This window comes from Rothia nasimurium (assembly GCF_004569295.1).
In the GTDB taxonomy this organism is placed as follows: Bacteria; Actinomycetota; Actinomycetes; order Actinomycetales; family Micrococcaceae; genus Rothia; species Rothia nasimurium_B.
On the sequence record NZ_SPQC01000057.1, the window covers coordinates 1 to 13729 of the forward strand.

Annotated in this window: 17 protein-coding genes and 1 pseudogene; 8 read left to right on the forward strand and 10 right to left on the reverse strand. The window is 59.3% G+C overall.

All coding sequences use genetic code 11. The annotated features are described in order from the left end of the window. Positions 1–144 precede the first annotated feature (144 nt). Both E4U03_RS11405 and E4U03_RS11410 read left to right on the forward strand, forming a co-directional pair. Positions 145–942, forward strand: coding sequence for an AzlC family ABC transporter permease (locus E4U03_RS11405; protein ID WP_167752414.1), 798 nt, complete (start codon positions 145–147; stop codon positions 940–942). Beyond that, entirely contained in the window at positions 935–1261 is a 327-nt protein-coding gene (locus E4U03_RS11410; protein WP_135013854.1) for a branched-chain amino acid transporter permease, read from the forward strand. The genes E4U03_RS11405 and E4U03_RS11410 overlap by 8 nt, the downstream gene beginning before the upstream one ends. Before the next feature lie 162 nt (positions 1262–1423). On the opposite strand, the gene tpx is transcribed toward E4U03_RS11410, so the two are convergent. Next, positions 1424–1918, reverse strand: a complete 495-nt coding sequence (gene tpx, locus E4U03_RS11415) for a thiol peroxidase (protein ID WP_135013855.1) — start codon at positions 1916–1918, stop codon at positions 1424–1426. A gap of 130 nt (positions 1919–2048) precedes the next feature. Here tpx and E4U03_RS11420 point away from each other — a divergent pair, with 130 nt between their 5' ends. The 3 genes from E4U03_RS11420 to E4U03_RS11430 all read left to right on the forward strand — a co-directional run bounded on the left by E4U03_RS11420 (position 2049) and on the right by E4U03_RS11430 (position 5839). Beyond that, on the forward strand, positions 2049–4412 hold the full coding sequence (locus E4U03_RS11420) for an ATP-binding cassette domain-containing protein (RefSeq protein WP_135013856.1): 2364 nt from the start codon (positions 2049–2051) through the stop codon (positions 4410–4412). A gap of 91 nt (positions 4413–4503) precedes the next feature. Continuing rightward, positions 4504–5154, forward strand: a complete 651-nt coding sequence (locus tag E4U03_RS11425; RefSeq protein ID WP_135013857.1) for a TetR/AcrR family transcriptional regulator — start codon at positions 4504–4506, stop codon at positions 5152–5154. Continuing rightward, positions 5147–5839: a TetR/AcrR family transcriptional regulator gene (locus tag E4U03_RS11430; protein ID WP_167752415.1), complete on the forward strand. Its 693-nt coding sequence runs from the start codon at positions 5147–5149 to the stop codon at positions 5837–5839. The genes E4U03_RS11425 and E4U03_RS11430 overlap by 8 nt, the downstream gene beginning before the upstream one ends. A gap of 101 nt (positions 5840–5940) precedes the next feature. Here E4U03_RS11430 and E4U03_RS11435 read toward each other — a convergent pair whose 3' ends face one another. The 7 genes from E4U03_RS11435 to ychF form a co-directional block, all read right to left on the reverse strand. Further along, positions 5941–6579, reverse strand: coding sequence for a hypothetical protein (locus E4U03_RS11435; protein WP_135013859.1), 639 nt, complete (start codon positions 6577–6579; stop codon positions 5941–5943). 163 nt (positions 6580–6742) lie between these two features. Continuing rightward, a complete protein-coding gene (locus E4U03_RS11440) occupies positions 6743–7027 on the reverse strand; it encodes a hypothetical protein (protein WP_135013860.1) in 285 nt (94 codons plus the stop codon). Further along, a complete protein-coding gene (locus tag E4U03_RS13595) occupies positions 7014–7145 on the reverse strand; it encodes a hypothetical protein (RefSeq protein ID WP_265588594.1) in 132 nt (43 codons plus the stop codon). The genes E4U03_RS11440 and E4U03_RS13595 overlap by 14 nt, the downstream gene beginning before the upstream one ends. Continuing rightward, complete coding sequence (locus tag E4U03_RS11445) at positions 7138–8118, reverse strand: MFS transporter (RefSeq protein ID WP_135013861.1); 981 nt, start codon at positions 8116–8118, stop codon at positions 7138–7140. Before E4U03_RS11445 ends, E4U03_RS13595 begins: the two co-directional genes overlap by 8 nt. A gap of 24 nt (positions 8119–8142) precedes the next feature. Continuing rightward, positions 8143–8499, reverse strand: a complete 357-nt coding sequence (locus E4U03_RS11450) for a zinc ribbon domain-containing protein YjdM (RefSeq protein ID WP_167752416.1) — start codon at positions 8497–8499, stop codon at positions 8143–8145. Positions 8500–8620: 121 nt separating this feature from the next. Continuing rightward, complete coding sequence (locus tag E4U03_RS13220) at positions 8621–9079, reverse strand: hypothetical protein (protein WP_194210413.1); 459 nt, start codon at positions 9077–9079, stop codon at positions 8621–8623. Positions 9080–9250: 171 nt separating this feature from the next. Further along, a complete protein-coding gene (gene ychF / locus E4U03_RS11460) occupies positions 9251–10336 on the reverse strand; it encodes a redox-regulated ATPase YchF (protein ID WP_135013863.1) in 1086 nt (361 codons plus the stop codon). Positions 10337–10488: 152 nt separating this feature from the next. Here ychF and E4U03_RS11465 point away from each other — a divergent pair, with 152 nt between their 5' ends. Both E4U03_RS11465 and E4U03_RS11470 read left to right on the forward strand, forming a co-directional pair. Next, on the forward strand, positions 10489–10704 hold the full coding sequence (locus tag E4U03_RS11465) for a hypothetical protein (RefSeq protein ID WP_135013864.1): 216 nt from the start codon (positions 10489–10491) through the stop codon (positions 10702–10704). A 396-nt stretch (positions 10705–11100) separates the two neighbouring features. After that, positions 11101–11394 carry a hypothetical protein gene (locus E4U03_RS11470; RefSeq protein ID WP_135013865.1) on the forward strand — a complete coding sequence of 98 codons (294 nt, stop codon included), beginning with the start codon at positions 11101–11103 and terminating at the stop codon, positions 11392–11394. On the opposite strand, the gene E4U03_RS11475 is transcribed toward E4U03_RS11470, so the two are convergent. Further along, a complete protein-coding gene (locus E4U03_RS11475) occupies positions 11391–11714 on the reverse strand; it encodes a DMT family transporter (protein ID WP_135013866.1) in 324 nt (107 codons plus the stop codon). The two genes, E4U03_RS11470 and E4U03_RS11475, sit on opposite strands and share 4 nt — an antisense overlap. An 87-nt stretch (positions 11715–11801) precedes the next feature. On the opposite strand from E4U03_RS11475, the gene E4U03_RS11480 reads away from it, so the two are divergent. Further along, positions 11802–13109, forward strand: coding sequence for an amino acid permease (locus E4U03_RS11480; protein WP_135013867.1), 1308 nt, complete (start codon positions 11802–11804; stop codon positions 13107–13109). Positions 13110–13286: 177 nt separating this feature from the next. Here the strand turns inward: E4U03_RS11480 and E4U03_RS11485 are convergent. Next, positions 13287–13729, reverse strand: a pseudogene (locus tag E4U03_RS11485) (4-hydroxy-3-methylbut-2-enyl diphosphate reductase); the annotation flags it as partial.

Consider the following 13729-nt stretch of genomic DNA (forward strand, 5'->3'; position numbering starts at 1 on the left):
CCGGTACCCGGGTAACGGCGCCAGCACAGGTTTTATTTCTGATGAGGCAAGCAGTTACATACTGATCAGAAAATTGACGTTTCTCTAGTTTTATCTAAACTTATTGCTATGCACCACACCAGCCCAGATACAGGTCAGCTATCAGTGCCTTCTACCCCCGCCCCCGCTAATCAGCCGGTCCCTACTGGCGGGGCGACGACGTCCGCACCCATTACGGGGGAACACATCAACCAGCTCCCCGGCGAAAGCGGCTTCAGAGAAGGCCTGCGCGTAGCCGGCGTTCTCTGCATCGGCTTTGTGGTCATGGGCATGGGCCTGGGCGTGCTGGTCGCTTCGGTAGGCCTGCCCTGGTGGGTTGCCCCAGCTCTCTCAGCTATTGTCTTTGCCGGGTCGGTGGAGTTCCTGCTGGTAGGCATGATTGCCACTTCTACCCCGCTGAGCCTGATTGCCTCCACCACCCTGCTCATGAACGCCCGGCACCTGGTCTACGGCATCTCCTATCCCCTGCAGAACGTCAAGGGGAACCTAGCTAAGGCCCTGACTGTGTATATGCTCTGCGACGAGGCCTACGCCCTGAATACCGCCCCGGGGTCGCAGAATTTTCGCAGCTCCCGCATCATGACGGTTTCTGTGGTTCTCTGGCTCTCCTGGTGGGGCGGCTCCACTCTGGGCGTGATTCTGGGAGCCACTTTTCTCTCCCATTTAGAGGGCGTCGACTTCGTGATGACGGGCATGTTCCTGGTGCTCTCTATCGACGCCTACCGGGCGGTCAAGGACCACATCACAGCGTCCCTTGCGGTAGCCGCCTCGCTGACGGCCATCGTCCTCGCCCCGCATTCTATGCTGCTGGTCTCCCTGCTGACCCTGGTGGCCCTGCTCATGATCCGTCACGCTGTCGCCCAGCACGCCGCTACCTCTGAGAAGGAGGCTCCCCGTGCCTAACACCGGTTACATACTTTCGGCTATTTTCCTGGCCGCCGGCATCACCTTCGCCCTGCGCCTGATTCCTTTCGGCGTGAAGTCCGTGCTCAAAGATTCGGCCCTGGTTGCTAACCTGGCCGCCTGGCTGCCCATGGGTGCCATCATCTGCCTGGGCTTCTACGTGATGGCAAAAATCGACTACTCTTCCCGCGAGACGGCCCTACCCTACCTCGCCGGAGCGGTAGTGACTGTTGCTACCCACCTGTGGCGGAAGAACCTGGCGCTCTCCCTCATTGTGGGTACAGCAACCTGCGTGGTGCTTGCTAACTGGGTGCTCTAGAGACAAGAGATAGCTGCACCCAGCCCCTGCACACAGCGGTGGGTATATCCCTGGAAGCCTGCTGGCTTGGGGCTGGCATGAATCCCAGCGAGCACCCCAGCACGAGCTGGGAGAGGGTCAGCAGGCGGAAGGGATATACCCACCGCGTAAGTGATGTTGGTTTTAGAAAGCTGCGAGCGCTGCCTCGTAGTCGGGCTCGGTGGTGATTTCGTCGACGAGCTGGGTGTAGACAATCTCACCGGCGGCGTTGACGACGACAACGGAGCGGGCCAGCAGGCCGGCCAGGGGGCCGTCGGACATGGTGACGCCATAATCTTCGCCGAAGGAGTCGCGGAAGGCTGAGGCTGAGACAACATTTTCGATGCCTTCAGCGCCGCAGAAGCGGCCCAGGGCGAAGGGCAGGTCCTTGGAGATGCACACGACGGTGGTGTTCTCGAGCTTGGATGCTTCTTCGTTGAATTTACGGACGGAGGTGGCGCAGACGCCGGTGTCAATGGAGGGGAAGATGTTGAGGACCAGGTTCTTACCCTCGAATGAGTCTGAGCTGACCGCGTCGAAGTCGGTGCCCACCAAGGTGAATGCGGGTGCTGTGGAACCTACGGCGGGCAGGTCGCCTACGGTCTGTACGTCATTGCCTTCAAGATGTGTAGTAGCCATAGTTGTATTGTGGCGCAGGCAACCGGGGTGGTGCAAGGTGTTGCGCTGTGCGGGGAACCGTAGGTCTTAGCCGGGGTGAGGGATTCGATAGACTGGTGTGCAGCTAACTTTCGCACTTTAGGGAGATTTCGTGTCTACTGCTCACGCCGCTGATTCCCATCAGACTATTCGTATTACGGGTGCTCGCAATAATAATCTCAAGAATGTTTCGGTTGAGATTCCTAAGCGCCGTCTGACGGTCTTCACAGGTGTGTCGGGGTCGGGTAAGTCGTCCTTGGCTTTTGGGGTGGTGGCTGCGGAGTCCCAGCGTCTTATTAACGAAACCTACTCGGCTTTTGTACAGGGCTTTATGCCCCACCAGGATCGGCCCGATGTCGATGCGATTGAGGGGCTGACCAGCGCTATTATCGTCGATCAGGAGCGTATGGGGGCTAACCCCCGTTCGACGGTGGGTACCGCCACCGATGCCCTCCCCATGCTCCGCATGCTCTTTGCCCGCGTGGGCACCCCCAACCTGGGCTCCCCCACCGCTTTCTCTTTCAACCAGGCGACCGTGCAGGGCACCGGTGCTCGCAAGGTGGGCGACGGCAAGGCCGAACACGTTACGTTCTCCCGTACCGGCGGTATGTGCAACCGCTGTGAGGGTCTGGGCCGCACCAGCCAGATTGACCTGGCTGAACTCTTTGACGAGAACCTGACCATGGAGGACGAGGGCTTCTTCAAGGTGCCCGGTTTCTCTACCAGCGGCTGGTCCGCCCGCCTCTACAAGGAGTCGGGCCTCTACCCCACCGATATTCCGGTCAAGGATTTCACCAAGCAACAGCGTGCCGATTTCCTCTACAAAGAGCCCACCAAGATGAAAATTGCGGGCATCAACATGACCTATGAAGGTCTGGTGCCCCGCATCGAGAAGTCTATGCTCTCCAAGGATAAGGAGGGCATGCAGGCCCATATTCGTGCTTTTGTTGACCGGGCGGTCACTTTTGTCCCCTGCCCTGACTGCGGTGGCACCCGCCTGTCGCAGGCTGCCCTGGCTTCCAAGGTCAACGGGGTGAACATTGCTGAGCTCTGCGACATGCAGGTTACCGACCTGCTCGCCTGGGTGCGTGAGCAGGATATCCCCGAGGTCGCTCCCCTGCTCGCTGCGCTGGAGCACCTGCTCGATTCTATGGTCACTATCGGCCTGGGCTACATTGCCCTCTCCCGTTCTGCTTCCTCCCTCTCGGGTGGTGAGGCCCAGCGTGCCAAGATGGTGCGCCATCTGGGTTCCCCGCTCACCGACGTCACCTATGTCTTTGACGAGCCCACCGCGGGTCTGCACCCCCACGATGTCACCAAGATGAACGAGCTTCTGCTGCGCCTGCGCGACCGCGGCAACACCGTGCTGGTGGTAGAGCACAAGCCCGAGACCATCGCTATTGCCGACCACATCATCGATATGGGCCCGGCCGCCGGTTCAGCCGGTGGCACCGTGGTCTACGCCGGGGCCTTCGAGAGGCTCAAGCAGGCAGATACCGTCACCTCCCGCCACTTCTACGACCGGCAGGGGCTTAAGGACGCCGTCCGCCCGGCGACCGGGGCCCTGCAGGTTGCTAACGCAATCCGCAACAACCTCAAAAATGTCTCGGTAGCCGTGCCCACCGGCGTCCTCACCACCTTCACCGGCGTAGCCGGGTCTGGCAAGTCCTCCCTGATTGCAGAGCTCCTCGACCAGCACACAGACGGCGAAGAGCGCATCATCTACATCGGCCAGGCCCCTATCAAGGGCTCCCGGCGTTCCAACCCGGCTACCTACACGGGCCTGCTTGAACCTATCCGTAAGGCCTTCGCCAAGGCCAACGGGGTCAAGCCCGCCCTCTTCTCAGCCAACTCTGAGGGTGCATGCCCCGAGTGTAAGGGCACCGGCGTGATAGAAACCCAGCTGGGCTTCATGGAAAAGTCCACCGCCGTGTGTGAGGCCTGCGAGGGCAAGCGTTTCTCCCCCGGCGTGCTCGAATACCGCCTGGGCGACAAGAACATCAGTGACGTTCTGGCTCTCTTTGCTGCCGATGCCCTCACCTTCTTCAGCGCCAAAGACACCAAGCTGGCCGCCGCCACCAAAATCCTGCAGCGCCTGGTCGATGTGGGCCTGGGTTACATCACCCTCGGCCAGCCCCTCTCCGCCCTCTCCGGCGGCGAGCGTCAGCGCATCAAACTCGCCACCCACATGGCAGAACCCGGCGGAATCTACATCTTCGACGAACCCACCACAGGCCTGCACCTGGCCGATATTCAGCAGTTCCTCACCCTGCTCGACCAGCTGGTTGATGCCGGCACCACCGTGCTCTGCATCGAGCATCACCAGGCCGTCATCGCCCACTCTGACCACATTATTGATGTTGGCCCCGAGGCCGGTCACGGGGGCGGTACAATCGTCTTTGAGGGCACCCCTACCGCCCTCACCGCAGCCGGTACCCTTACCGGCGAGCACCTGGCGTCCTACCTAGCGTCATAAAACCCCGCCGTACCACGTCATAAAGGCGTTCATCCCCCGAAAAAAGACAGGGGGCGGCATCTGTAACCACACCACCATCTAAAGTAAAACTGTGCCAAAACTCATCAACCACGAAGAACGAAAACAAGAAATCGCCCAGGCAGTCTGGGCGGTGCTAGCCCGTGAAGGCGTTCGCGGCGTATCTGTGCGAACCGTAGCCGCTGAAGCTGGCATCTCTACAGGCTCCCTGCGCCACGTCTTCCCCTCCCACGAAGAGATGATGCAGTTCTCTCTCGACTATGTGGGCAAGCGCTTCATTAGGGCTCTGACCAGCCGCACCTTCAACTACGAGCTGATTTACAGCCTCGAAGAAATCTTCACCGAGCTCTCCCCCGTCTCTGAAGACGGCAAGCTCTTTATTACCGTGGTTGCGGGCATGCTGGCCGATGCCTCAACGATTCCCGGTATCACCAAGATTCTGCAGTCCCATGAAAAGGACTTCCTCTACGCCTACGGCTTCCTGCTCAGCCAGCTGCGGGCCCAGGGCTTTGTGCGCGACGATATCGATATCGACCTAGAGGTAGAAAAGCTCGTAGCCCTGCTGTGGGGTATCAGCTGCCTCTACCTGCTCACCGACGGTGAAGCCAGCGACGAAGAGCTCATGGCCCCCATACTCACCCACTTCGAGACCCTGCTGGAAATCTTCACCTACCCCGAAGAGCAGGATCTCGACTACTTCAGTCAGGAGTTCTTCAGTGCCTAAGCTCATTGACCACGATGAACGCAAGAAAGTCATTTCCCAGGCCGTCTGGAAGCTCCTCAACGAACGCGGCGTCAGCGCTATCACCATTCGCAATGTTGCAGCCGAAGCCGGTATCTCCACCGGCTCGCTGCGCCACTCCTTCGATAGCCGCGTCGAACTGGTCACCTATGCCCTGGAACTTATCAGCCTAGAGACCGAAGCCAGCATGCGGGCGGTAGCGGTTCAGGGCCAGGATGTGCTCAACACCGTCAAGATTCTTGAGCACTTTATTCCGCTCACCCCGCGCTCCCACGCGGTTTCACGTATTACCCTGGGTATGGTGGCTGAGTTACGCTCTACCCCCGAAATCAAGAATATTTCGGTCACCAGCCTGGAGCGCATCCGCACCCTCTTCTACGATATGCTGGTGCACCTCGATGAGGCAGGCCAAATCAAGGCCGAAACCGACATTAAGGTGCAGGCTAACCAGCTCACCATGCTCAGCTACGGCTTGACCACCAAGGCTATTATCGGCGGCAAGGGCTCAGACCCGGTCAATCTCAGCTACGTCTTCCGTTCCAGCATCAACGAGCTGCTCGTGCACCCCGTCCCCTATGCCACCCAGGAAGATATCGACGAATTCATTGCCCTATCTGAGGGCGTAACTGGTCTCAACACCCCCGAAGAGACCGCAGAAGAAAACTAAAAACGGGTAAACCTACAGCAAAACTGCTTAAACGCCACAGCGGGTGGAACCGGCACCGGTTCCACCCGCTGTTTGTGTATGGTTTCTCGTTAGGGCACCTACTACCAGGCGAAGCCGATAGAATCCTCAATCTTCTTCACAAAGTCGGGGTTGGCGTCATCCATCAAGATAGCGGCGTGCATCAGCTCGTGCCCGTTATCCAGGGTAAAGATGTAGCCGGGGGCGTTACTCGAAGCAAAACGTACCTCGGAGCGAATCACTCGCACACCGTCTTCACGGGTGTAGTTGATGGTCTCAACGGTCTCGTTGATAGACCAGGCCGGGGTGAGACTGGTGACGGTCTCTTTCTCCATCTCTTCGGCGTTCCGCCCCTGCTCGTCATTGTAGGGGGTGCCCACCATAAAACGGCCTGCGGCATCCTCGGCGCTACGGTAGTGGGTGAACTGGTAGGTGAAGATTTCTGCCTGGGAGGGTGCTGCGTCCTGCACGTAGTCCTGGGGGACGAAGAAGGTCACGCCGCTCTCGGCAAAGACTGTGCCCGAGAAGGGGTCTTCGGGGGTCGGCTCTGCGGTGGTGGGTTCGGTGGTCGCCTCAATGGTGGGGGTCGGGCTGGGCGATGCTGAACTTGCGCTTGCCGAAGCGGTCTGCGGGTCAACGCGGGTAATGGCTTCTTCCTGCTGGCAGGCGGTAAGAGCCAGCAGAGCAAGGCTAGTGAACAGGACGACTGATTTTCTGGTCATGTTTCCTTCACAGGGTAAGGCGTGGTGTGCGGCTTTTAATTCTAAAGACCGCAGTAGCACCTGCCCAGTGAAAACCAGAAAATGTGGGCAAGATACCGCACCCCTTCCCGTGCGTTTGCCGCCTGCCTGCTGGGAAGGGCGGCGGGCGTCCGCCCCTGAGGAGCTAGGACGTCTGCGCCCTGCCTGTCAGCGCCCGCTTGGCCTTGGGGTAGAGCAGGGCAATCATGAGAATGCCCAGCAGAATCACCGGAATGTGGCTGGCCATAGCCCAACGGAAGGCCTCAAGAGTATAGGTTTCGGGAGTGCCGGCGCCGAGGCTGTCAAGAATCAGGCCGATGAGGAACACGATGGTGAGGGCCCCTACGAAGCCACCCATATTGGCGATGCCCGTGGCTAGGCCGCGCTGATGCTGGGTTACGTGCGAACGCACCACCTCAAAAGCTGCCATGGACACCGGGGTTGATACCCAGGGTGATAGCCGCAGCGTATACCAGGGCGGTGGGGGCAATTCCGGGCCAGAAGAAAATCAGGGACCACAGGCTGAGGTTGAGCAGGCTGCTACCCACCGCGATGTGCACCCGGTAGGGTGAAAAGCGGGAGAGAATCGAGCCGGTGAAGAGCCCGGCAATGACAATGGAGGCTACCACGGTGCTGACGATGCCCGAGGCCAGGGCTTGGCTGTAGCCCAGGCCCCCGGTCAGGAAGGGCATGCCCCCACAGAAGCATAATGGAGAAAATCATGGAGGCCGTCACGTAGTGCACCCAAAAGGCCAGGCGCACACCCGGGTAGGCCAGCACCTGCCTGATAGAGGCCGTAAAACCTGGGCCCGTGGCCGGGGGAAGCACGGGCAGGGAATCAGTGACGGGGTAGGGGTGGTCGGTGCGGGCCCGGTTGGCTTCTTCCTGGCTAGGGAGCGGACGCCGGGCGGACGCGCTCCCCCGTCCGCGCCGGGCTCGGCGGCCCAGCCCCTGGGCAACGGTAGCCTTGCCGGGAGCCGGCCTGAGCGTGAATAGAGCCAGAAGCAGCAGGCAAAAACCGATAGCGGCGAGAACAGTAAAGCCGCCCTGCCAGCCCAGGGCACCCACCAGGGTAACCAGAGGCGTGACGGCAACCAGCTGACCCAGCTGGCCCATATTGGCGCTCATTTGATTGACCACCGGAATTTGTTTAGGAGTAAACCAGTCTGAAATCAGGCGAATCAGACTGACGAAGATACAGGCGTCCCCGCTGCCCACCAGCACACGCGCCAGCAGGGCCAGGGGTACGGTGTCACTCTGGGCCAGAAGAAACTGGCCAGCCGTCATGAGGGTCAACCCACCGGCAATCAGCACCGGCGCCCCCTTACGATCCAGCAGGGCACCCACCGGCACCTGCCAGCTGGCGTAGACCACCAGCTGCAGCATGATGAAAAGGGAAATAGCTGTCGCCTCTACCCCAAAGTGGGTTTGGGCAGTGGCCCCCAGCGCCGAGAAGGAGCTGCGGTTGATAATTGAGAACACGTAGGCGGCTATTGCCACCGCCCACACTAGCCATTTCATGAGTGGGCCACTGCTTTCAGGGGGTTAGTTGCTCTTCTTGACCACGGAGGACTTCAGGTACATCTGGCCTGCGCCGGGAACCTTAGCTTCGATGTCGTGGCCGTTGACGGGGCTTTCGAGCAGACGGATACCGCGCACCTTGGTACCAGCCTTGATGTCGGCACCGCCCTTGACCTTGAGGCCCTTGGTGATGGTGACGGAATCGCCGTCTACCAGCTCGTTGCCGACGGCATCGAGCACCTTGGAGCCGGTCTCTTCTGCCTCAGCAGCATCGGTTTCGGCCCACTCATGGCCGCACATGGGGCAGACCCAGAGGTCCCCCTGCTGGTAGGAGTACTCTTCAGTGCAGGCAGGGCAGGCGGGTGTGGGGACATCAGACATAGGGGTCTCCAAAAGTTAGGTGGTGTCTAGGTCGCTCCCCATTATCCCAGATAGAAGCACAAAACCTCCCGCTCTTCGGGGCGTCGAAGAGCGGAAGGTTCTGGGGCTATACGTAGGGGCCTTACTTGGTGGGTGCGGGGCCTTCGTCGTTCATGTCGGTAGCGGGGTCTGAGACAATGTCGGCAGGGGCCTCGTCGACCAGCTTCTGGGCCTTCTTGTCAACCTTCTCGGCTTCCTTTTCGGCCTTAGCTTCTGCCTTTTCTACCTGCTTCTCGGCTTTAGCCTCGGCGCGGGCGTCCTTGACCTCTTCAGCCTTTTCTTTGGCTTTCTCGGTGCCTGCGGCGGCAGCTTCCTTAGCCTTTTCGGCACCTGCTACAGCGGCTTCCTTGGCCTTTTCTGCAACGACAGGGGCCTGTTCCTTGATGGTTTCTTCGGCGGTCTTGATGCCGTTCTGTACCTTGGGATCGTTCCAGACGTTAGCGGCCTGGGTCTTGATCTTTTCGTACTGGCCGCGGCCTGCGCGAGCACCCAGAACATAACCGATACCTGCACCGGCGATGAACGCTAGACGTGCTTTCATGATAAACCTTCTTTCATCAGTGAACTTGTTATCACCTATTGTGCCAAAGCATGCTTACGAGAGGTGAACGACACACCGCACATGCACCTAAGACGCCATTGAAAAAGTGCAAGTGCCCCGCACTTAACGCGGGGCACTTGCACTTTTCCAAGGGTAAATCTGGTTTGGAGGCTAGACGTTGAAGCGGAACTCCACCACGTCGCCGTCCTGCATGATGTAGTCCTTACCTTCCATGCGGACCTTGCCGCGGGCCTTGGCCTCAGCCATGGTGCCGGCATCGTCCAGGTCAGAGAAGGAAACAACTTCGGCCTTGATGAAGCCGCGCTCAAAGTCGGTGTGGATGACGCCGGCAGCCTGGGGGGCGGTATCGCCCTTGGTGATGGTCCAGGCGCGGGTTTCCTTGGGGCCAGCGGTCAGGTAGGTCTGCAGACCCAGGGTGGAGAAGCCGACGCGAGCCAGCTTATCGAGGCCAGACTCGTCCTGGCCACTCATCTCTAGCATTTCGCGAGCCTCTTCTTCAGAGAGCTCAACCATGTCGGCCTCAAGCTTGGCGTCCAGGAAGACAGCCTCAGCGGGGGCAACCATGGCGCGCAGTTCAGCCTGCTTTTCCTCAGAGGCGAGGACACCCTCGTCCGAGTTAAAGACGTAGATGAAGGGCTTGGAGGTGAGCAGGTTCAGTTCCTTGAGTAGGGCCATGTCAATCTTGGCTTCTTCGTACTTAGAAATCAGGGTGTCGCCCTCTTCCAGTACAGCCTGGGCCTTCTTGTATTCCTCAAGCTGGGCAGGGTCGCCCTTCTTGATTTTGACGGCCTTTTCCAGGCGGGGAATAGCGTTTTCCAGGGTCTGCAGGTCAGCCAGCACCAGCTCGGTGTTAATAGTTTCCATGTCGCTGGCGGGGTCTACCTTGCCGTCGACGTGGATGACGTCGGGGTCATCGAAGGCGCGGACGACCTGGGCGATGGCGTGGGCCTCGCGGATGTTGGCGAGGAACTGGTTGCCCAGACCTTCGCCCTCGGAGGCGCCGCGAACAATACCGGCGATGTCGACGAAGGATACGGTTGCGGGCAGAATGCGCTCGGAACCGTAGATTTCGGCCAGGCGAGTCAGGCGCTCATCGGGCAGGTTGACGACGCCCACGTTGGGTTCGATGGTCGCGAAGGGGTAGTTCGCTGCCAGGATGTTGTTTTTGGTCAGTGCGTTAAAGAGGGTCGACTTGCCGACGTTGGGCAGACCCACAATTCCAATAGTTAAAGCCACGGTTTCTAGTTTACAGGGGTGAGTCAAGCGAGCGCGTAAGCGCTGGAGAAGCCCTGCACGCGGTGCGGACGCCCAACCCCAGTGGGGAGATCAGGCAACTTCCGCACACCCACCTCTTATTACTTAGGGCACAGTATTTTATGCTGGTCAGCATGACAGTATCGCAGTTTTCACCTCGGGACATCATCATTCGCCCTATCAACCTTGACTCCGATGCCGATACGGAGCAGCTCAATGCTCTAGAATCTGCCTGCGATGAAAAGCTCTACGGTTTTCCATCCACCACAACGGTCGAAGAGCGGCGGGCTATTCTTGCGCCCTCCAGCTACTATGAAAACCACCGCTGGATTGCTGAGGTTCAAGGGTAGATTCTCGGTATTGTACTGGTGTCGCTCCCCCTCAAAGAGAATCTGGATGGCCTGAACTTCCTTCTTGCCGTCCACCCCGAGGCTGAAGGGCGGAGTCTGGAAGAGGCTATCAAGCCCAGCGGACGCCCCCCCACATCACCTACTACGGCTACCTCATGCAGGATGGCAACAAGGACGTCCATCAATAGGGTTGCGGCTCTTCTAGGCCTAGAACCTAAGAATTCTGCTATCACGAGAATCGCTCCCCTGCCAATTCCTACTGACCTCGCGCAGGCGGCTGAGCGCAAGACAATAGCCGGCCCCGCCTACACCTTTGAGGTTTGGGAACACAAAATTCCCGAATAACACCTAGAGTCAGCCGCAGCTGCTTACCACCAGCTAGAGGTAGATGAACTGATGTATGCGGCTGCCCTACACCGAGGAAAGATTGCAGCGATAACAGCCCTGACCTATCCCACCGATACACGCAATGTCTCAGCCTGGCAGGAATCTACAGTAGTCATGCCAGAGCACCGCGGCCTTGGCCTCTCACGCACCCTCAAGGTGCTCAGCCATACCCGCCTGCTGGCGTCCGCACCCCACCTTCGGCAGATTATTACCATGAACTCGGCGGTCAACCCGGCCATAATCAAGGTCAATGAGGAGCTAGGCTACCGGCCTGTCTGGGAAGAAATCTGCTACCAGAACTAGTGGCTAGCTCCGCCCAGGTTGAGCACCAGCACCCCGGCAACAATCAGGGAAATGCCCACCACCTTGACCAGGGTGATGGGCTCCCCGAGAAAGACCGCACCGATGGCGACGATGGCAGCGGTGCCCAGCCCCGACCAGAGGGCGTAGGCGACTCCGACCGGGATGTCCCGAACCGCCAGCGACAGCATAAAAAAGGCAAAACCGTAACCCACCAGGCAGCCCAGGGTAAACCACAGTTTGGTGAACCCCTCAGTGTATTTCAGCAGGGTGGTGGCAATGAGCTCCGAGCCAATGGCGAGCGCGAGAAAGAGGTAGGGCATAGGCTCATTCTGCATGGCTCGCACAAAAAAGGCTAGAATAATAAGTACACGTATCTCACAACGATGTGAATCTAGGAGTTTTTTTGTATGTCTCACAAGGACAGCCACGAATACACCGATGTCTCCACCGCAGCCATAGAAATGGGGGACGCCGCAACCCGGGCGCCGGGGTGGAACCGCACAGACACAGCCTGGACCGTCAGCCTCTTCGGCACCGCCGTCGGCGCGGGCATCCTCTTTCTCCCCATTAACGCGGGCGCCGGTGGTGTCTGGCCTCTGCTGGCAGCAACCGTCCTGATTTGGCCCATGACTTTCCTCGCCCACCGGGGGCTCTCCCGCATGGTCTCCGCCAGCTCCAAACAAACAGCAGATATCACAGAGGTAGCCGAAGAATTCTTCGGCCGAGGCTTCGGCAAGATCTTTACCCTGCTCTACTTCCTCTCCATCTACCCCATCCTGCTCATTTACGGTGTCAGTATCACCAACACCGTTGACTCCTTTCTGACCAACCAGTTCGGGCTAGAACCCCTGCCCCGCTGGCTCCTCGCCGCCCTGCTCGTCGGTGCCATGAGCGCCGTCATGATTATCGGCCAAAAATTCATGCTCATGGTGACCCAGTTCCTGGTCTACCCCCTCATTCTGGTACTCGCCGCGCTCACCCTCTACCTCATCCCCCACTGGTCGCTCGACGGCTTTAGCCAGGTACCGGCCCCCGGCAACTTCTCGATGACCCTCTGGCTCATGCTGCCGGTACTCATCTTCTCCTTCTACCACGCAGCAGCTATCTCCCAGTTCTCAGTGGCTATGCGCAAGCAGTACCACGGCTTCGCTTCGGTCAAGGCATCCCGCGTGCTCCGCGTTACTTCCATCATTCTAACCGTCTTCACCATGGGCTTTGTCTGGTCCTGCGTGCTAGCTATCGGTCCGGACGGCCTCGCTGAAGCCCGCACCTCCAACCTCCCCATCCTCTCCTACCTGGCCAACGAATTCGACGCCCCCTTCATCAACTGGCTCGGCCCCATCGTAGCCATCGCTGCCATCGTCTCCTCCTACTTCGGCCACTGGCTCGGCGGGCACGAAGGAGCAGCAGGTATCGTCCGTAAAAACTTCGACCCCGAGAAAAAACGCATCAGCGACAAGGCCCTCAACACCGCAATCAACGTCTTCATCGTTGTCACCGTCTGGGTCGCAGCCGTGCTGAACCCCAGCGTCCTCTCCCTCATAGAATCACTGGTAGGCCCCGTCATGGCCCTGGTACTCTTCATCGTGCCCATGTGGGCCATCCACAAGGTACCGGCCCTAGCCCCCTACCGCGGCAAACTCTCCAACATCTTCGTGGTGATCTCAGGCATCGCAGCCTTCTCAGCCGTCATCTACGGCCTAATCCCCAGCTAACCAGCCCCACAAGAAAAGGCCCCCAGACGGGGGCCTTTTCTTATGAGCTCGCCAGGAATGCGATTCGCGATTTTACTGTGTCGGCTTCAATCCTCACTTCCTAAATTTGCCCAATCGTGGGCAAATTTTTAACGGAAGAGGACTTCGCCGCGAAGCCGAGCCGGTCGCTTCGCGATTTTACCGGCTCGGCTTCGCTCCTCGTCCTCCCAATCGCATCGCGGGCTCACCCGAATCATTCTTCAGGGCCGCGCGGAGCTCCTTAGGCAGCGAGAAGAGAATATCTTCCTTGGCGGTCTCAAACTTCTCAACGTCAACGTAACCGTAGTCTGCCAGCAGACGCAGCACGTCCTGCACCAGCACCTCGGGCACAGAGGCACCAGAAGTCAGACCCACGGTGGTCACACCCTCAAACCAGGCCTCATCAACCTCATTGGCGTAGTCCACCAGGTAGGCCTGCTTAGCGCCGTATTCCAGGGCAACTTCCTTCAGGCGCACAGAGTTCGACGAGTTGGTCGAACCCACCACAATCACCAGATCAGCCTTCGGAGCAATCTCCTTGATAGCGCCCTGACGGTTAGAGGTCGCATAGCAGATGTCGTCGGAGGGCGGGTCCTGCAGGG